This window comes from Novosphingobium rosa NBRC 15208, from assembly GCF_001598555.1.
Classification (GTDB): Bacteria; Pseudomonadota; Alphaproteobacteria; order Sphingomonadales; family Sphingomonadaceae; genus Novosphingobium; species Novosphingobium rosa.
Window position 1 is genome coordinate 1 of the sequence record NZ_BCZE01000082.1, and the last position, 19,142, is coordinate 19,142.

17 protein-coding genes are annotated in these 19,142 nt (G+C 65.2%); 5 read left to right on the plus strand and 12 right to left on the minus strand.

Annotated elements, in window-relative coordinates; genetic code table 11:
• The first annotated feature begins 193 nt into the window (after window positions 1–193).
• Both SR3_RS25010 and SR3_RS25015 read left to right on the plus strand, forming a co-directional pair.
• A complete protein-coding gene (locus tag SR3_RS25010; protein ID WP_068092245.1) occupies window positions 194–1,609 on the plus strand; it encodes an O-antigen ligase family protein in 1,416 nt (471 codons plus the stop codon).
• A 128-nt stretch (window positions 1,610–1,737) separates the two neighbouring features.
• Window positions 1,738–3,183: an O-antigen ligase family protein gene (locus SR3_RS25015; RefSeq protein WP_068092248.1), complete on the plus strand. Its 1,446-nt coding sequence runs from the start codon at window positions 1,738–1,740 to the stop codon at window positions 3,181–3,183.
• 134 nt (window positions 3,184–3,317) lie between these two features.
• Here SR3_RS25015 and SR3_RS25020 read toward each other — a convergent pair whose 3' ends face one another.
• The 11 genes from SR3_RS25020 to rfbC form a co-directional block, all read right to left on the minus strand.
• A complete protein-coding gene (locus SR3_RS25020) occupies window positions 3,318–4,409 on the minus strand; it encodes a glycosyltransferase family 4 protein (RefSeq protein ID WP_068092251.1) in 1,092 nt (363 codons plus the stop codon).
• 32 nt (window positions 4,410–4,441) lie between these two features.
• Window positions 4,442–5,437 (minus strand): glycosyltransferase family 2 protein, encoded by a 996-nt coding sequence (locus SR3_RS25025; protein ID WP_068092254.1) that lies wholly within the window; start codon window positions 5,435–5,437, stop codon window positions 4,442–4,444.
• Between the two features lie 4 nt (window positions 5,438–5,441).
• Window positions 5,442–6,590 (minus strand): glycosyltransferase family 4 protein, encoded by a 1,149-nt coding sequence (locus SR3_RS25030; protein WP_068092257.1) that lies wholly within the window; start codon window positions 6,588–6,590, stop codon window positions 5,442–5,444.
• Entirely contained in the window at window positions 6,587–7,762 is a 1,176-nt protein-coding gene (locus SR3_RS25035) for a glycosyltransferase family 4 protein (protein WP_068092260.1), read from the minus strand. Before SR3_RS25035 ends, SR3_RS25030 begins: the two co-directional genes overlap by 4 nt.
• A 347-nt stretch (window positions 7,763–8,109) precedes the next feature.
• Complete coding sequence (locus tag SR3_RS25040; RefSeq protein ID WP_068092262.1) at window positions 8,110–9,267, minus strand: glycosyltransferase family 4 protein; 1,158 nt, start codon at window positions 9,265–9,267, stop codon at window positions 8,110–8,112.
• A 36-nt stretch (window positions 9,268–9,303) separates the two neighbouring features.
• A complete protein-coding gene (locus SR3_RS25045; protein ID WP_068092264.1) occupies window positions 9,304–10,509 on the minus strand; it encodes a Coenzyme F420 hydrogenase/dehydrogenase, beta subunit C-terminal domain in 1,206 nt (401 codons plus the stop codon).
• Window positions 10,510–10,512: 3 nt separating this feature from the next.
• Complete coding sequence (locus SR3_RS25050; RefSeq protein ID WP_068092267.1) at window positions 10,513–11,676, minus strand: polysaccharide pyruvyl transferase family protein; 1,164 nt, start codon at window positions 11,674–11,676, stop codon at window positions 10,513–10,515.
• A gap of 91 nt (window positions 11,677–11,767) precedes the next feature.
• On the minus strand, window positions 11,768–12,652 hold the full coding sequence (rfbA, locus tag SR3_RS25055; protein ID WP_068092270.1) for a glucose-1-phosphate thymidylyltransferase RfbA: 885 nt from the start codon (window positions 12,650–12,652) through the stop codon (window positions 11,768–11,770).
• A 12-nt stretch (window positions 12,653–12,664) separates the two neighbouring features.
• A complete protein-coding gene (gene rfbD / locus SR3_RS25060) occupies window positions 12,665–13,555 on the minus strand; it encodes a dTDP-4-dehydrorhamnose reductase (RefSeq protein WP_068092272.1) in 891 nt (296 codons plus the stop codon).
• Complete coding sequence (gene rfbB, locus SR3_RS25065; RefSeq protein ID WP_068092275.1) at window positions 13,552–14,637, minus strand: dTDP-glucose 4,6-dehydratase; 1,086 nt, start codon at window positions 14,635–14,637, stop codon at window positions 13,552–13,554. Before rfbB ends, rfbD begins: the two co-directional genes overlap by 4 nt.
• A 5-nt stretch (window positions 14,638–14,642) precedes the next feature.
• Window positions 14,643–15,206 carry a dTDP-4-dehydrorhamnose 3,5-epimerase gene (gene rfbC / locus SR3_RS25070; protein ID WP_068092278.1) on the minus strand — a complete coding sequence of 188 codons (564 nt, stop codon included), beginning with the start codon at window positions 15,204–15,206 and terminating at the stop codon, window positions 14,643–14,645.
• A 655-nt stretch (window positions 15,207–15,861) separates the two neighbouring features.
• Here rfbC and SR3_RS25075 point away from each other — a divergent pair.
• The 3 genes from SR3_RS25075 (at window position 15,862) to SR3_RS31620 (ending at window position 18,332) form a co-directional block, all read left to right on the plus strand.
• Window positions 15,862–17,037: a cellulase family glycosylhydrolase gene (locus tag SR3_RS25075; RefSeq protein ID WP_068092281.1), complete on the plus strand. Its 1,176-nt coding sequence runs from the start codon at window positions 15,862–15,864 to the stop codon at window positions 17,035–17,037.
• Window positions 17,038–17,128: 91 nt separating this feature from the next.
• Window positions 17,129–18,115, plus strand: a complete 987-nt coding sequence (locus tag SR3_RS31615; RefSeq protein ID WP_068092283.1) for a hypothetical protein — start codon at window positions 17,129–17,131, stop codon at window positions 18,113–18,115.
• Window positions 18,036–18,332, plus strand: a complete 297-nt coding sequence (locus SR3_RS31620; RefSeq protein ID WP_068092285.1) for an SGNH/GDSL hydrolase family protein — start codon at window positions 18,036–18,038, stop codon at window positions 18,330–18,332. Before SR3_RS31615 ends, SR3_RS31620 begins: the two co-directional genes overlap by 80 nt.
• A gap of 4 nt (window positions 18,333–18,336) precedes the next feature.
• Here the strand turns inward: SR3_RS31620 and SR3_RS25090 are convergent, their stop codons facing one another.
• On the minus strand, window positions 18,337–18,855 hold the full coding sequence (locus SR3_RS25090; RefSeq protein ID WP_068092287.1) for a hypothetical protein: 519 nt from the start codon (window positions 18,853–18,855) through the stop codon (window positions 18,337–18,339).
• Window positions 18,856–19,142 lie beyond the last annotated feature (287 nt).

The window sequence follows — 19,142 nt, forward strand, 5'->3', positions numbered from 1 at the left end:
CCGGGCCTGCCAAGACGATCGGCGGGCTCGGTTTGCGCAGAGGGCGGCCGGGCAGCATGACCCGATCCGCCCGCATCCCGGCTTGCAGGTGGCCCAGCCTGCCCTTTTCCGGGCTATCGCAGGCGCAGCAATCATGCGATCATTCAGCGCATAGGGCCTGATCGCCCTCATTTCACGCGAGGCTTTGTCCACTATGTCGCAACCGCCGCTCCCGCTGCCGACTTCGCTGCTGCCGACGGCTCTGCTGAAGCAATCGGGCGAGCGGCCCGAGGAGGAGGATGGCGCGCTAGGCTTGCCGGTCGATATGCGCGCCCTGATCGGGCAGGGGTTGTGCGTCCTGCTGGTGCTGCTCTCCACGCTGGGGCCGTTCATTGCCGGCGCCACCTCGGAAGGCGCCAGCGAGGGCAGTCTGGTGCGCCAGATCAGCTATCTGGTGGTGCTGGGCGGCGTGCTGGTCTGGGCCAGGCCATGGGCCCGGGGCTGGAGCCTGCTGATGGTGCCGCTTCCGGTGCTGGCCGCGCTGGCTTGGTGCTGGATCAGCCTGAGCTGGGCGATCGCGCCCGATATCGCCATGCGCCGTCTGCTGTTGACCACGATGATGGTCTGGACCACCTTCATCATCGTCCATACCGGGGGCTATCGCCGGGCCAGCGACGGGCTGCGGATCGCGCTAGTGATCACGCTGGTGGCCAATTACCTCACCGTGCTGATCGAACCGAATGTCGGCATGCATTTGGGCAGCGAGTGGGAAGGTTCGGCGCTGGCGGGCAACTGGCGCGGCCTGATGACTCACAAGAATTTCGCCGGTGCCAGCTGCGCCTTCTGCATGTTGCTGTTCCTCTTCGACGCCAGGCATGTCAATCTGCGCATCCGGGCGGTGGTGCTGTTGCTGGCGGCTTTCTTCCTCTATCGCACCGTGTCGAAGACCTCGATGGGCATGGGGCTGCTGGCGGCGATGGTAGGCTTTGCCTTCAGCAAGCTCAACCGCGAGTATCGCCTGTTCATCATCCCTGTCGCCATGCTGGTGATCTGCGCCGGCGCCACCTATGTGAACGGGCATCTGGACAAGATCAGCACCACGCTGGCGCCCACGGCCTTCACCGGGCGCGGCCAGATCTGGGAAGCGCTGATGCTCTACGCCAAGGACCATGTCTGGACCGGCGCGGGCTTCGGCTCCTTCTGGAATGTGGGGCCCACCAGCCCGATCTTCACCTATGGGCGCGGCTTCGTCACCACCATCACCGTGGGGCACAATGGCTATCTCGACTTGCTGGTCACGGTGGGCCTGCCCGGCGTGCTGCTGATCGTGTGCGGCGTGCTGCTGTGGCCCTTGGCGCAGATCCTCTCCAGCCGCAGGATCAGCATCGAGAAGGGCTCCCTGCTCTGTGCGATGGTGCTGTTCTGCCTGGGCCACAATGTCACCGAAAGCAGCCTGTTCGAGCGCGATGCGCTTACCGGGGTCATGGCGGTCTTCGTGGCGGCCTTTGCTGCCTATTCGCTGCCCAAAAGCCGTTCCGGCCGCAGCCGGCGCAGCAGCGGCGACAAGAGCACCCGGCAGGCCGGCAAGGATGTGATGGCCGAGATGAAGGCCCGCGCCCGGGTGAAATGATGGGCCGGGGCAGGCAGGGCCGAGTTGACCGGCCTGTGCGGTCGCCGAAGGTGGATATCATGGTAAAAATACAGTAAAGCCGAAAGACAGCAGGCGCGCAAAGACGCAACATCATCAAGGAAATCAGCGTGTTCGGATATCTGGTTCGGGTTGCTTTTGCCCTGGCGCTGATCTGCCAATTCGCTTGGCCGCGCGTGTTTTTCTTCTCGGCGGGCGGGCTGGGGGTCAGCCCCTTCACCCTTTCGGCCCTCATGATGCTGATGCTGGCCCCGCTGTATGTGATGGCAAGCCCGCTGATGCGCGCGCGCTTCTTCACGGCGGTGGGCAGCAACTGGGTGGGGATCCTGCTGTTCCTGCTGTTCTGGTTCTGGCGTTTTTCCTGCGACTATTTCGGGGTTACGACCGGCGCATCGATCAAGGCGGATGTGCTGGAACTGCTCTATCTGGGCTCATGGTTCTTCATCGGCCTGATCATGTTCGTCGACGATGCCTCGATCCGCGCGCTGGAACGGGCGCTGATCCTGACCGTGCTGGTGGCAACGGCGGTGGCCGTGGTCGAGTATGAGACGCAGCGCACGATCTATTCGATCCTCGGGCTGGAAGGCATGATGGCGGGCGATTCCTATATGAACGCCAATGCCGCCGCCATGACGACGCGCGGCGGCGATGTGCGCGTGCGCTCGCTGTTCAGCCATTCGATCGTCTTTGGGGCGATGATGTCCTCCACCATCCCGCTTGCCCTGCATTATATCCGGCATCGCGGCTTCGGCGGCATGCTGCTGGGGGTGATCCTGCTGCTCTGCATCGCCTTCTGCAATGTGGCGGCCAATGCGCGCACCTCGGTGCTGGTGGCGATCGTGGTGATCGGGGTCTATGGCATGATCTATCTGGTCAACCTCAAGACCTATCGCGGCTATTTTCTGGCCGCCAGCATCCTGCTGCTGGCGCCGCTCAGCCTGCCGGTGGTCTACAGCTATATGTCATCGGTGTCCGAGGGGCGCACCGGCGATGAGATCGCCAGCACCGCGGCGCGGCGCATCCAGTCGAACAAGGCCTTCGCCGCTGTCGCCACGCGGCCGATCACCGGCTTCGGCACCGGTCTGGCGATTCAGGTGGCGGGCATTCAGCCGCCCGGCCGCCTGTTCAAGACCATCGACGACTTCTTCCTGAACATCATTGTCGATTATGGCTATATCGGGCTGGCGCTCTTCGTAGTGATGCTGATGAGCTTTGTCGCCAGCGGCCTGCAGGCGGTGGCGCTCTCGGTCTTCAGCATCGACCGCAGCATGCTCAGCGCGATGGTGGCGATGATCTGCGGTTTTTGCGCCGCCTTTTTCGCCGCCTCGATCAATGACAGCCTGTCGATGATCTTTCTGGCCGCCGGTTTCCTGATGGCGCGACGCGGCGTCTACCGCTGGGAGCGGCGGCAGGAGGCCTTTGCCGAAGTCGAGCCGTTTGAGATCGTGATCCCGGTGCGGCGCGGTGGGCGCGGCTTCGTGCCGGCAGGCAACCTCAGGCCGTCGAGCAAGATCGCCTCGGCAGGCGGCACCGTTCCGGCGGGCAACGAGAGCTAGAGCGGTTTACGATCTGGCCGCATCGGATCAACCGCTCTAGATTTTTGTTTTGCCGCGTTCTCCCAGCCGCCGGGTGTTTCCACCCGGCTTGAAAACGCTCTGAAGGCGTTGGTGCCCGCTGCCCGGATCGCCGCTCAGGCGGCGATCACCCCGGCGTAGATGTCGGCGGTCTGATGGCCGATGGCGGGCCAGCGATAATCGTTCAACATCGCCGTCAAGTCATGGCGCAGCGCGGCATCGTCGCTCAGCACCTTGCGGAAGGCTGAGGCGATGGCGGCCACATCGGCCACCGGCACGATGGCCTCACCGGGGATGCCGATGTGGCGGTAGACCGGCAGATCGCTCACCAGCACCGGCAGGCCGAACTGCATCGCCTCCAGCAGGGCAATGGGCAGGCCTTCATGGCTGGAAGGCAGGGCGAAGAGGCGGGCATTGGTAAAAAGCTCGGCCAGCGGCTCGCCTGAAATCTGCCCGGCTAGGATGACGCCTGGCACCTGCGCGGCGCGGCGGTTGACCTCCTTGGCATAATCGCTGCCATGGTCGGCGCTGCCCACCAGCAGCAGTCTCGCATCGGGCACGGCGGCGGCGGCGAAGGCCTCGATAAGGTCGAGCTGTCGCTTTTCCGGCACCACACGGGCCACGTTGAGGATATAGCGTCCGGGCGTCAGCCCGAAGCGCTTGAGCGTCTCTCCGGCGCCCACGCGCGGGATGGCGGGCACCCCATTGGGGATGAAGCGCACCTCGCGTCCATAGCGCTCGCTCAGCACATCGGCCAGCACAGGGGAGATGGTGATGCTGGCATGGCTCCAGCCGATGCTCAGCTTTTCGGCCAGGCGCAGCACGCTGCGGGCGAAAGGCCCCCATTTCTCGCGCTTGTAATCCTCGCCATGGTGGGTGACGACCACGCGAATGCCCAGCAGCCGCGCCAGCGGGGTGACGATGCCCGGCCCCACCGCATGGATATGCAGCACATCGGGGCGGCGCAGCGCGGCATAGAACACGCCCAGCACGCTGTGCACGATCGCCTCGGCATGGGGGTGACGCAGGGTGGGCAGCCAGCGGGTGCGCGGCAGGGTCGGATCATGCGGGCCACTGTCACCACGATAGGGCGCGCGGCCGATCACCTCGATCTCGTCGAGCGCATAGGGCAGGTTGCGCACCAGATTGGTGACATGGGTTTCCACCCCGCCCTGCACCGCGCCCACGCCGCGCAGGCCCAGGAACATGATCCTCGGTCGCTTGCCTTGCCGGGCCATGTCTAGAGCCCCAGCCCGAGAAGAGCCCGGATGCGTGCCCGCTTCTGGGGCTGCCAGCCGCGTCGCCATGCCTTGAAGAGTTCCTTGGCTTCATCGGCCAGCGCCGGAATGAGGGTGAGGGGAGCATGGCGCCCCAGCGTGCGCAGCCGGTTGCGGGTGAGGTAATAGATGGAGAGGGGTGATCCGCCGCCCTCCTCCCCGGTGCCGATGGTGCCGCCAACCTCATGATAGACCAGCGACTCCGGCGCATAGCCCAGCCGGAAGCGCCCGGCGAGCCGCCGGGCCCAGTCATACTCCTCGTAATAGAGGAAGTGGTCTTCACGCATGGGTCCCACTGTATCATAGACCGCGCGCCGCACGAAGGCGCTCGCGCCGTTGATATAGGCCAGCTGGGCTTCCACCTCGCCGCGGTTGGAAGACTGCCGGGGCGATTCGCCCGCGCCGATCGGCATGAAACGCCCACGCCATGGCTCGAAACGGCAGCCGCCGCGCGTCTGGATGCGCTGTTGGCCGTCATGCCCGGACTGGCTCACATAAACCACGGTAGAGCCGCAGATGCCCAGCCCGGCATCCTCATCCATCCGCGCCACCAGCGCGTCGAGCGAGCCCGCATCGGGCACCAGCGTGTCATTGTTGAGGATCCATACATAAGCGGTGGAGGCCTGCTGCAAGGCCAGCGCAGCGCCGACATTGTTGCCCGAGGCATAGCCGCCATTGTGCCCGCTGTCGGTGAGGATCAGCGTACGCCCGCCGTCCTGCCGCCAGGGGGCCTGTGCCGGGGCGGGTTTGGCTTCATGGATCTGCATGTCGCAGCCAGGCGGGAGGGCGCCGGGCAGCCCGTCGCGGATGCGCTGGTAGGAACCGTCCTGCGAATCATTGTCGACCACCACAATGTCGAGCGGGCGGTCGATGGCGGCCAGGCTGGCGACGCAGGCCAGCGTATCCTCGGGCCGGCGCCAGTTGAGCACCACGGCCACGGTGCGGGGGGCGTTGCTCATCACGTCACATCCGGCCCGGGCGGGCCAGCCGCGCCATGGTGTCGGCGATGCGGCGGCCCAGCCGCTTCCAGTCATAGTCGCTTTCCGCCACCGCGCGGCCCGCGCGGCCCATGGTGGCGGCCTGTTCGGGGTGATCCAGCAGGTTCAGCACGCGGCTGGTGAAGGTGCCGATGTCATTGGGGGCCACGCGGTGACCGGTCTCGCCCTCACGCACCAGGCCCTCGTAGAAGGGGAAATCCCAGGCCACGGCGGGCAGGCGCATCGCCATCGCCTCGATGCAGGTGCCGGGCAGGCCCTCGTAATAGGAGGTGCTGGCATAGACATGGGCGGCATCATACATGCGCGACACCTTGTCGAAGGAGACCTTGCCCGCCAGATGCACCGCCGGGGCGAGGGGGGCGAGCTGCTCCTGCACATAGGCATCGTCGTCGCCATAGCCCACGATGGCAATGCGGATCGACGGGCGCTGCGCCACCAGCGCCTTGACCGCATCGACCATCGGGCGGCTGCCCTTGCGGCGCTCGATGCGGCCCACGAAGATCACGTCGATGGTCTTATCGGGGGCTTCGCTGGGCTGGAACAGCGCGATGTCCACGCCATTGGGCAGGATGTCGACCGAGCCCTTGAAGTCGTAGCGCATCACCTCCTGCCGGCCCTGCTCGGTGAGCGCCAGAATTGCCTCGGCACGGTTGAAGATGAAGCGCTCCATCGCCTTTTTTACCGTGATGGAGCTGTTGCTCCACTGGCTCTCGAACTGCGGCGGATCGTAGAACTGGCCAGACATGCCCAGATAGGTGGTGTGGCCGGTGACCATGATCGGCGCCACGCGGGGCAGCAGCAGGAAAGGGATCAGCGGCGGCATATGGATGTTGATCAGCGCCAGCCGCCCCTCGCGCGCCAGCGCCTTCAACCGTTTGCGCGTGGCCAGCGCCCAGCTGAGCAGGCCGAAGCGGTTGGCGGGAATGGGAATATAGTCGATGGTGACATTGGCCGGGGCAGGCACTGTCGGCCCTTCCGGCCCGGCCAGCACCAGCACCGGCGGCGCGTCTTCCGGATAATTGGCGAGGAAGGAGCGCACATAGCGCGCGATGCCATGCACCCCTTCAAGCTGGGGGCACATCACCACGTAAAGCGGGGCCTGGGTGTTGGTCATGCTTCGAGGCGCCCTGTTAGAGATGATGCCAGAGTAAGATAGTGCCGCCCGATCGCCGCCCATGAGCGATGCTCGCGCGTGTAGGCCTGATAGGCCTGCACCGCTTGCTGCCAGTCCTCACGCGGGGTGGCGTAGAAGGCGGCGATGGCCTGCGCGACGCTTGCGCCATCCACCGGCGCTGCGATGGCCGAGGCGGGCATGCCCTCGGCGATCAGCGCGCCGACGCCGCCCGCGCGGGTGGCGATGATCGGCCTGCCGTTGGAGGCCGCCATCATCGCCACGCCGCTCTGCGAGAAGAACTCCTGATAGGGCAGGATCAGCGCATCGGACTGGCTGAAGAGGGTTTCCATCTCCTCATCGGGCACATAGCCCACGCTGAGCGTGACCACATCGGGGGCGGACTGCGCCAGCTCCAGACATTCGCGCCAGTAATCCGGCTCTTCCTTATAGGGCTCGCCCGCCACCAGCAGGCGGACGGGAACGCCCTGACGCGCGGCAAGGATCGTGCCCTCGATTGCCTCGCGCACGCCCTTGTTGCGGCGCAGCGTACCAAAGAGGAGCAATTGGCCGGAGCCGGGCACCGCGCTCACCTGTTCAAGGATGAAGACGCCGTGTTCGATCACCTCCACCGGGCAGCTGACCTGCGGATAGGCTTCGAGCAATCTGGTTCGCGATGGTTCGCTCAGCACCACCACCACGCGGGCGAGGCGATAGCAGACGCCATGCAGCCAGCGCTCGAAGCCGTGCAGCTTGCGCGGCAGGCTCCAGGCATGGGGCAGCGGGTCATGGGCGACGAAGATGATGCGCGCGCCGGTCAGCCACAGCAGCGCCAGCATCGGCACGGCAAAGGGCAGCGGCTCGGGAATGGTGACGATGAACAGGCGGTTGGAGAGCCGCGCCCGCAAGGCCTGCAGCGTGCCGACCACGACCCGCGCCAGCGAGGCCAGCGCGCGCACCGCTTTGGGCGCATTGTCGCGCCTTTCGCGCGGCGCGCGCAGGCGCTTCAGCCGGGGACGGGGCGTCTCATAGACGGGCTTTTCGGCGCTGGGGGCCACGAAGGTGACATTGGCGCCCGCCTCCACCAGCCCGGCGACCAGCTCCTGGGCGAACAGCCCCGCGCCCGACGACAGCCAGGTGCGGGTGAAGACGCAGATTTTGGTCGCCGATGACATCCGTCGCAATCTCTTCCGCAAAGTCGGTTGGTGTCGAGTGTCCGGTGGTTCCGTCGCAAGGGGCCGGAAGGGTGGGGGGCCGGACATCCGGTTTTCATCTCGCCGATGGCAGGAATAGGTCTGGTACAGGATTTTGTCCGGGGCATGACAGGGTGCAGACCCTGTTCGCATTCCTACCCGCAACAAAGTTACGTTGTTCTCCGGAGTTGTAAACCGATATGAAGTCCTGAATTATGTTGCGGCGCGGCGCAAGATGAATTGGTTCGCGCCTGCGCGTAAGCCCTGAATTTTTATACGCTTCAAAGCCACGATGGTGTCAAAACGGGTGGTTTGATGACCTGATGGGTTCATGCCTTGCCGGTCGCGGCCAGCCTCTGGCGGATGGTGGCGATCATGCTGTGGCTCCACGCGTCCCAGTTGAGCCGCTCATGGCTGTCGGCCAGCACCGCGCGCGACATCGCCTCATAGCGGGGCGCATCGCCGATCAGCCCGGCGATGGCATCGGCCAGATCGGCGGGCGAGGCGGTGACATCGAGCAGCAGCCCGGTCTCCCCATCCTTCACCACCGAAGGCACGCCGCCGGTGCGCAGGCTGACCGAGGGCAGGCCATAGGCCGCCGCCTCGCAAAAGACGATGCCCAGACATTCGTAGAGCGTGGGCAGCACGAAAAGATGCGCCTGCTGATAGAGCGATTCGAGCAGCGCCAGATGGTCGGTCCGGTTCTTGTAGAGGCGGCCATGATAGGTCACGCCATCGCTGGCGGTTTCTGTTTCAGGGCGGTAACCCACCACATCGAGCTGCACCGCCACGCCTTTTTCACGCAGCAGGCGCACCGCTTCCACCACTTGCGGGCCACCCTTGCGCAGCCAGTCGATGCCGACGAACAGCAGGCGCGCCGGGGACGACAGCTGGCGCGCGCTGCCTTGCGGGAACTGCTTGAAATTGGCGCCCCAGGCGATCTGCACGGCGCGCTCGGCAGGCACGCCGATGTCCTCGATCGCCGAATCCCGCGCCCAGAAGGAGGGATAGGAGTTGAGGAAAGCCGCCGAGACATTGTCCTTGGAAAAGCTGACGATCCGCTGCTTGATCCGCGTGGAAAGCCGGTTGATCTCGGGATAATAGTTCAGGATCGAGGGGCCGGTGGTGTCGGCCAGATTGATGGTGCGGGTCTGGTGGCCCAGCAGGCGGCCCAGCGCGCTGTTGGAAATCACCAGCGTGGCATCGGGCGCCGCCTTCACCACCCGCCCGCGAGAGGCTGAAGAGCCCAGCCGGGTCAAGGTGCGCGACCAGATGATGTCCAGCTTGCCGCCCGAAAATTTCATCGCGGCGCGGCGCAGCAGGGTGAACCAGGGCGCCCATGGCTCGGGCTCGATATGCACGAAGTCCACCAGCGGGCGCAGCGCCTCGACCATATGCAGCGGCGTGCCCGACCACAGATTGACGTCGAGCGGATCGCCATTGGCAATCACGGCAAGGCGAAGCTTGGGATCGTCTGTCGGCATCATGTCACCCGGTGTAAGGGGTTGAAGTTGGGCGTAACATCAATTCAGCGTCACTCTGCGCGAACGCTTGAAGGTGCCCCAGGCGTTGCGCAATTGCCCCATCACCCCGGCGCGCGCGGCCAGCTGCCACAGCGCCAGGCGGCGATAGCGCGGACGGCGGCGGCCCAGCAAAAGCAGCGCGGCGGTGCGGGCCAGCACATTGCTTTTGCGCGAGACCTGATAGGGCTGCATTTTGGCGATCTCCTCGATCGCCAGCGGTTCGGCGGCGATCCAGCCTTCCGCCATCGCGCGCTCGTAAAGCTGCCGCCCCTTGTCGGTGCGGGCCACGATCAGGCTGCGCCCGTCGCGCTCGGTGAAATCGGGGTAGCCATCCTTGCCGTACCAGGCGTCGGCGCAGGCGATGTCGGCGAATTCGCCTGTGCCGTCGGGGCAGATCTTGCAGCGGAACTGCAGATGGCCGTTGAGGATGCTGCCCCAGCTGGAGTTGTAATCCATGCTGGACTGCGTGCCATCGGCACGGGTGGCGCGGGCCAGCCCCGGCCAGCCATCGCCGCGATATTGGAAGCTGACGCAATCCTCATGCGCGACCTCCAGCTTCTCCAACACCTTGAGCGTGCCATGGCGGCTGGGCACGCCGGCGCAGAAGAAGGCGAAGCGATAGGGAATCTGCTTGTCCACACGCGGATCATGGCGTGCCAGCCGGGCGAGACCGGCCACATCGCAGGGCTTGCCGATGAAGGCGAAGCGCTTGCCGCTGTCGAGATGCTCGGCCACGCGGGCCAGCGGGCTGGAGGGCGCATAGCGCGAACCTGCCGCCCCCAGCAGTTCCGCGCGCGAAGCCTTGGCGTCCGTGGCGTTGTTGATCGGATCGTCGAGCGCGGCGCCATTGGTGAGGACGAAATCGACCTCGCCCGATTCCACCAGCCCGATGGCCAGCGCCGTCAGCACCCCGCCCGAGGAACCGCGAAAGCGCACCTCCGGATCGATGGCATGGCCGGTGGCGAGGCTGCGGATCGGCCCCCACAGCGGGTGATAATCCTCATCCTGCGCCAGACCGTCCAGCCCGAGGCCGGGACAGACCTTGTCCAGCACGGCTTCCTCGCCCTTGCTCAGCGCGAGGGGCTGGGGGCGCAGATAGCCACTGCCGGTCATGGCCATGCCGAAATCGGGACGGCCCAGCGCCGAAACGCAGCCGCCGCAGCCGGTGCAGAGCCCATTGTCGAGAATGTCGGGCAGGCTGGCCATGGCTTACAGCTTCGCCATGATGGCGGCCAGCTCGCTCTCATAGGCGTCGAGGCGCTCCTTGGCGAGGACCAGACCGGGCTTGATGTCCTCGGCCAGCTGGGCGCGCTGTTCGAAGCCGGTCAGAATCGCGGCCAGCGCCGTATTGGTGTCCACCGCGCGGCCATCGACATAATGCGGATAGCCGAGCGTGCCGAACAGCCCGTTGAACTTGCGGCTGTAGGCGATGGGCACCACCGGCGTGTTCGAGGAAAAGGCGCCGATGCAGGCATGCATGCGCCCGCCCACCACGAAATCGAGGCCCGACATATAGCTCTTGGCTTCCGAGGCGCTGCGGAAACGCGCGGGCACCTTCAGCTGCGGGAAGCGCGCGGTCAGCTCCGGGGTGAAGGCGTGATCGTCGTCAAGCCCGCCTTCTTCCAGCACATGGGGCACCAGATGGACATCGGCGCCGCGTTGCTCCAGCGCCTCGATCAGGCGATGGGTCAGCGCCGCATAATCGAGCGTCATGCCCATGGACCTGGGCCCGATGGCGTCGCGATAGAGCAGGCCCGAGACATTGATGCCGACCTGCGGACGGGGCGACACGCCGCGCGGCTGGGCATCATAGGGCAGGCGGAAGGCGACATCGATGAACTCGGCGGTCTTGGCCTTGATCTTGTGCCGCGACAGATACTGGCTCGAGAGATTGTCGCGCGAGAAGACGGCGCTGGCGCGGTCCATGATGCGGTTGGCCAGCCAGCGCTTCTTGGGATTGTCGAAGGGCCCGATGGTCTGTGGTGCCAGCACCAGCGGCTTGCCCAGCAGCAGCGCGGCCACCTTGGTGCCCGCGTGGAAGGCATAGCGATGGTTGCCGTAAATGTCGCTCCAGCTGTCACCCTCGCCGATGTCGATCACCAGATCGGATCGCCGCAGCACGGCCAGATAATCGGATTTGCCCCGCAACAGCGGCTTGATCCGGGGCAGCGGGCCGACGGTGACCCCGGCCGGCGTGGTTTCCGGCGTGACCTGACCACTGCTGCACAGGGTGGTGATCCGCACCTCGCGACCGATGCGCGCAGCGGCGGCCTGGATGATGGCGATGTTGGCCCGGGTCAAAGCGTCGACGCCGAGATTGCCATGCCCCAGAGAATGCCAGGGCAATGCGATCGTAAGAGGGCGAGAGGTCATGAAAAGGGACACCTGACAGGGATTATGGGGCAAAAATCGGGGCGATTGGCGCTGACGGGCGGGGCTTCATGGTGATACTCCGCCCGCGTCATCAGGCCATGACGCGCTTGGTGTGCAGCAGGTTCTTGAGATAGGTGGCGTAATTGCCCTTACCGCCCAGACGCGCAACGTTGCGTTCAAGACCTTCATCGCCGATAAAACCCTGACGCCAGGCGATTTCCTCGGGGCAGGCGATCTTGAAGCCCTGACGCCGCTCCAGCGTAGCGACGAAATCGGCGGCGTCGAGCAGGCTGTCGGGCGTGCCGGTGTCGAGCCAGGCGAAGCCGCGCCCCATTTCCTTCACGCTGAGCGTGCCGCGTTCCAGATAGGCGCGGTTCACATCGGTGATTTCCAGCTCGCCGCGCGCCGAAGGTTGGAGGTTGGCGGCGATGTTCACCACATCGGCGTCATAGAAATAGAGGCCGGTCACCGCCCAGTTGGACTTGGGCGCTACGGGCTTTTCCTCGATGCTGACGGCGTGCTTGTTGGCGTCGAATTCCACCACGCCATAGCGCTCGGGGTCGGAGACGTGATAGGCGAAGACCGCCGCGCCATTCAGCTCGGCGCGGGCCGCGCCCATCAGTTCGGGCAGGCCGTGGCCGAAAAAGATGTTGTCGCCCAGCACCAGACAGGAGGGCTGGCCATCGACGAAATCGGCGCCGATCGTATAGGCCTGCGCCAGGCCCTTGGGCTCGGGCTGAACCGCATAGGTGAGCTCAACGCCCCACTGGCTGCCGTCACCCAGCAGATTGTGGAATGCGAGGGCATCCTGCGGCGTGGTGATGATCAGGATCTCGCGAATCCCCGCCAGCAGCAGCGTGGAGAGCGGATAATAGATCATCGGCTTGTCATAGACCGGCATCAGCTGCTTCGAAAGCGACAGCGTCATCGGATACAGGCGGGTTCCCGAACCGCCGGCCAGAATAATTCCCTTCACGTTTCAATCTCCTCAGCGGTCGCCAGCGATCAGGCGTTGCACGGTCGCGGTGACGGAGCTGTGCCAATCGGGTAAATGCAGTCCATAGCTTTGCGCCAGGCGGGTGCAATCCAGCCGTGAGTTGGCCGGGCGCGCCGCCGGTGTGGGATAATCCGCAGTGGTGATCCGCTTCACTCTGGCGTCTGGACCACCCGCCGCGCGGCTGGCATCGAACACCGCCTGAGCCATATCGGCCCAGCTGCCCTCGCCGCTGCCCACCAGATGGAACACGCCGCGCACGCTGCCTTCGGGATCGCTGACCAGCCGCTGCGCGATAGCCAGTACGGCATCGGCGATGTCGAGCGCGCTGGTGGGGCAACCATACTGGTCATCGACCACGCCCAGTTCATCGCGGGTGGCGCCCACGCGCAGCATGGTCTTGACGAAATTGGCGCCGAAGGGGCTGTAGACCCAGGCCGTGCGCAGGATCACCGCCTCGGGCGCGGCGGCCAGCACGGCCTGCTCGCCCGCCAGCTTGGAGGCGCCATAGACGCCCAGCGGCTTGACCGGATCGCTCTCGACATAGGGCGTGGTCTTGCTGCCGTCGAAGACATAGTCGGTGGAGATGTGGATCACCGGCACGCCCAGCGCCTGAGCCGCAGCGGCCACCGCACGAGCGCCCGTGGCATTGACGGCATGGGCCAGTTCGGCCTCGCTCTCGGCCTTGTCCACCGCCGTAAAGGCGGCGGCGGAGACCACCACATCGGGGCGCGCGGCGGCGATCGCCGGAGCAATCGTCTCCGGCTGGGCCAGATCGAAATCGGGCCGCCCAAGCGTGATGATCTCGATCTCGCCCACGGCGGCGGCGCGTTCCACCAAGGAGGTGACGACCTGCCCGGACTGGCCCGTAACCGCGATCCTCATCCGGCGTTTGCCGTTGCGGGCTTGGCGGCGATCAGGCCCAGGCGCTGGCCGTCATAGGCCTCGCGCAGGGGCTGCCACCACCAGCCATTGTCGAGATACCACTGCACCGTCTTCTCGATGCCGCTGTCGAAATTCTCCTGAGCGCGCCAGCCCAGCCCGTCCTCCAGCTTGGTGGCGTCGATGGCGTAGCGCGCATCATGGCCGGGCCGGTCGGTGACGAAGCGGATGAGGTTCTCACGCGGCGCGTCGCCGGGCACCAGACGGTCGAGCACCTGGCAGATGCGGCGCACCACATCTATGTTGCGCCGCTCATTGCGCCCGCCGACATTGTAGGTCTCGCCCGGCTGGCCCGTGGCGGCGATCAGATCGAGAGCGCGGGCATGATCCTCGACGTAGAGCCAGTCGCGGATGTTCTCACCGGCGCCATAGACCGGCAGTTCCTTGGCCGCCAGCGCGTTGAGGATGGTGAGCGGGATCAGCTTCTCGGGGAAGTGATAGGGCCCATAATTGTTCGAGCAGTTCGAGACCACCACCGGCAGGCCATAGGTGCGGTGCCACGCCTTGGCGAGATGATCGCTGGCCGCCTTGCTGGCCGAATAGGGCGAGGAGGGATCGTAGGGCGTGTCCTCGCGGAACAGCGTCTCGTTGCCCAGATTACCTTCGAGCGAGCCATAGACCTCGTCGGTCGAGACATGGAGGAAGCGGAAGGCTTCCTTGGCCTCGGGCTCCAGCCCGTTCCAATAGGCGCGCGCGGCCTCCAGCAGGGTGAAGGTGCCCACTACATTGGTCTGGATGAAATCGGCCGCGCCGGTGATCGAGCGGTCGACATGGCTTTCGGCCGCCAGATGCATAATGCGGTCCGGGCGGAAATCGGCGATGGCCTTGGTCATCGCGGCGTGATCGCGGATGTCGGCCTGCAGGAAGCTGTGGTGGGGATTGTCCTCCACCAGCTTGAGCGAGGCCATGTTCCCCGCATAGGTCAGCGCGTCGATGGTGAGTACGTCCTCGCCCTTGTCCAGCACCAGATGGCGGACCAGAGCCGAACCGATGAAACCGGCGCCGCCGGTGACGATGATGCGCATGGGGCTTAGCCCTCCAGACTGAAATATTGGGGAAGATCGGCCAGCAGAGGCTGCACCGCATCCTTGCCCGACAGGGTGGCGGCATCGGCCACATCGGGCCAGTCGATGCCGAGGGCCGGGTCATTCCACAGCATGCCCTTGTCATGCTCGGGGCTGTAGTAATTGGTGACCTTGTAGCTGACGATGGTGTCGGGCCGCAGGGTGCAGAAGCCATGGGCGAAACCGGCGGGCACCCATAGCTGGTTGAGCGTTTCGCCGGTGAGTTCCGCGGCGATCCACTGGCCATAGGTGGGCGAGCCGTGGCGCAGATCGACTGCCACATCGAAGATGGCGCCCGACACGCAGCGCACCAGCTTGCCCTGCGCCATGGGATCGGTCTGGAAATGCAGCCCGCGAATGGTGCCGACCTTCGCGCTGAGCGACTGGTTCTCCTGCAAGAAGGTGATAGCGCTGGCGGCGGGGCCGAAGCGGTCCTCACGGAAGGTTTCGGCGAAATAGCCACGCTCGTCACCCATCTTGCGCGGGATGATCTCCAGTGGGCCTGCGATGTCGAACGATCTGATGTCCATCAATCTCACCAAGTTGCAATGGGCCAGCGGGGGCGGCGCCAAAGGTCAGGAAAGGCCGTGAGGGGCGTTGGAACGGGGGAGAAGCCTTGCGCCATGTCCGCCCATGATTGGCAGGGCGATGTTACGGATGGCGGACAGGGCGGACAGGATCGTGACATTTACGCAGTTCCCTTCATCCGCATGACACTCATCCACAACACACGGTCGCCGATAGACAACCTAGCGCTAGCGCTAGCGCAGGCAAAAGGCCTGTCACAACGACATGCCGGTATGGCCGAAAAGGCTGGATCGTTTGCTGCATTTTCGCAGTGCAGCATTTCATTGCCTGATCATCGGGATTTGTCAATGCGAGGGGTTTAAGTGCGCTTACATGGACCGATCTGGTTCTTTTGGCCCCAGTTTTATGGAGAAAGCGGCAGCGGCCTCACGACTTTGTTGCATGTGTTTGGAAATTTTTGTTCGTTATAAGTGCTTTAAGAGAGTGATGCTGAGCGTCTGCCTTGGAAGGCGGCCCGGCGCTCCGGATTGACACAGCCGGATAAGCGATAATACTTGCAATATATACGGCGATTGCGGTCTTATTCCGAGAACTCCTTGGGGCGGCCCGGGCGGGGTTGAGCCACGCATCGGTCTCGAGCGTAAAGGGCTGGTTGGTATGAGCGGTTCATCGCTTTGGGCGCGCCGTGGCACATTGGGGGCCTTGGCGGGAACGCTGCTCGTCGGCGGCGGGCTGGGCGCCGCTGCCTTGCGCCAGACTGCCCGCGATGCCTCCCCCGATGACGCGGAAACCGCTGGCCCCGCGAAAAACACCTCCTTCGGCCTCAACCATTACGGCCTGTTCCTGCCCGGCGTGGCGGAGCGCAAGCCTGCGCTGGACGCGCTGGCCAGTTTCGGGCGGCTGGGCATGCCCTTCGTACGCTTTCCGGCCTCGGCGCAATGGGCGGGCGACTGGAAGGTCTTCGATGCCGATCCGCAGGCCTGGTGGGAGGTGATGGACAAGGTCTTCGCCGCAGCCGAGCACCATGGTGTGAAGCTGGTGCCGGTGGTCTTCTGGCATTCGGTGGCGCTGGCCTTCCATATGGGGGAACCGATGCAAGCCTGGGCCGACCCCGCCTCGCGCACCCGCCAGTTCAGCCACCGCTTCACCCAGAGCTTCGTCGAGCGTTACGACCGATCCCCGGCGCTGATGATGTATGAGTTCACCAATGAGCTGAACGCCTGGGCCGATCTGCCCAATGTGCTGCAATTCTGGCCCAAGCACGATCCCACTATGCCTGAGCGCAGCCCCATGCCGCAGGATAGGCTCAGCACCGCGCAAATCCATGATTTCGTCGAGGATTTCGCGCGGACGATCCGCGCCTCCAGCCGCAAGCCGATCAGCATGGGCAGCGATTTTCCCCGCGACAATGCCTGGCACCTCGCGCGCCGCTCATGGGACACGGACAGTCGCCAGAATTTCATCGACAATCTGGACGATCTGACCCCGCCAGCCATCGATGCCCTTTCGGTGCATCTCTATTCGACCCATTATGGCACGCCGCATTCGATCTTTCCCGATGCCGCCTCCGCCTTGCAGGCCATCGTGGCGGCGGCGCGCCGCGGCGGCAGACTCAGCTTCGTGGGTGAATTCGGCAGTCAGCGTCTCAGCGACCTGCAGCAGGAGCGCAAGATTTTCAACGAGCTGCTCACCGCGCTCACCCATTCCGGCATCGATTACGCTGCCTTGTGGAATTATTCCGCCACGCCCTTCCAACCCGACTGGGATGTGGCCGAAACCGGGCCGCGCGCCTATCAGATCGAAGCGCTGATGGCGGCCAATCGGGCGCGGTAGGGCGCCATGTCCCGTCGCAGATGATTTCCCGCTGTCCTACAGTGCGCAATCATGAATAGAACATATCAAGAACTCTTGATGTGGAGGTTTCATGGCCATCGCCAACGCCGCTTTCTCCCGCGCCACCACCGCCCTGCCGTTCGATGCGGTGCGGGTGATCTATGCTCTGGGCAACACCACCAGCCTCAGTGCGGTGACGCCCACGCTTTACGCCAGCGTGGCGGCGGTGAGCGACACCAGCGACGCCAGCCTGACCGCCGCCAGCTGGACCGGGGTGACCTTCGGCGGCGCCAATGCCATCGGCGGCGCGAGTTTCACCACCCTGCCGCCGCCGCCCGCCGCCTATGACCGGCGCGCCTTCCTGCTCTCGGACATCATTCCGCTCTCCAGCCTGCCGCGCAGCGACGGCGGCGTCTTTCCGCTGCTGGTGACCCGCGTCTGGCTCATCCAGAACAGCGGTGCCTCGGCCCCCATCGTCATCTCCGGCAATGGCGCGCAGAGCTTCGCCAATTGGGCCAGCCATCCCAGCGGGCGCATCTGGCGCATGCTCAACAAGGGCGGCGGCTGGGCCAACAATGGCCAGTCGGGCATGAGTTCGGTCAATTCCTCGGTCGGCACCGGCTCGCCCATCGCCGGGGTGGTCTATTACGCGCGGGGCAAGGTGGTGAATGTCGTTGGCGTGGGTGACAGCATCACCGAGGGGCAGGGCACCTATGTGGGCGAGGGTTTTGGCTTTCCGGCCTGCAACGCTTTGTCCGCGGCCAGCGCGGGGGTGGCCTATGAGTGGTCCGATCTGGGCTGGGCGGGCTGCACCACCGCGCAGATGCGCCAGAATCTGATCGATGGTCTGGCGATGGGCCTGCGCTGGGATGTCGGCGTGCTGCCGGGCGGTTCACCCAATGACGCCACCGGGGCCGATCACGGACAGCATCGTGGCGCAGGCGCGTTTCCGCACCGGTCATATGCTCGATCTGATGCGGCAGGCGGGAATCGCCCCGGTGCTGTGGACCTGGCTGCCCTCCAGCACCGCCGCCAAGGCCTATGGCGCCAGCGACAGGCTGAGGCGCGCCCTCAATGACGATTATCGCGGTTGGGCGGGGCATGGCGCGATGATCGCCGATTTCGACAAGGTGCTGGCCGGAGCGGATGACGGCAGCGGCCAGATCCAGCCGCGCGCCGGCAACAGCAACGATGCCATTCATCCCAATGATGCGGGCAATGCGCTGCTCAGCCCGGTGCTGCAACAGGCGGTGCAGAGCCTGTTCCGCCATGCGCCGGGGAGGGTGCTGGGCTGAAGGATCAGGAGGTGGGCGCGCCCATGTCGAGGATCAGCGTTGCCTGATGCGCCTCACGGTCGGAGTTGTGGACCGTGGCGGTGTAGACGCTCTTCACATCGCCATTTTCGGCGCGCACGCTTTGCCAACTCAGCCCGTCGCCGTTCTTGGCGATGAAATCGACCGGCGGGTTGCCATGGCAGGAGGTGCCCGAACACCAGCTGTTGTCCACCTTGCAATAGAGGATGGCGCGTTCCGGCCCGGCGCTGTTGGGGGTGACGGGATGGGGCGGGGTCTCCACAGAGACGCGCGCCGTGCCCCCGGCGGGCACATCGACCGAGTTGGAGACCTGCACCGCCTGCCAGGGCCGCCCGCTGCGGCACTGGAAGGTGCCCGTGGTTGTCATGCCGACATCGGCGGAGGTGTCCGAGCTGTCGACCGGAATGGCGTCATTGCCGCAGCCGGCGAGCAGCAGAAGGGCCAGCGGCGCGCCAGCGCGGATGCCATAATGGGTGAGGGTGCGGAAAGCGGATAATACAGACATGGGCCTCCGGAAGGTGATGGGTGGTCCAGGTTTTTGTTGTCGCATCGGTTTTGCGAAAAACCGGTTCCCGCGTTCTCGCGCGATGCACTATGGAATTTTTATATCGCGAAACACCATGAAGACGCTGAACGCCAGATGAATGATAGCGCCCGATGCCGCCCCGTTCCATCCTGAAGAGACGTGCCGAGAGGGCGGTAAGACAGGGCGGCAAGACGGGGGCGCCTCGCCGCGCAGGGCAGGCGCAAAAAGGCCCGGCGCGGAAGGCATTCCGGCCGGGCCTTTGTTGC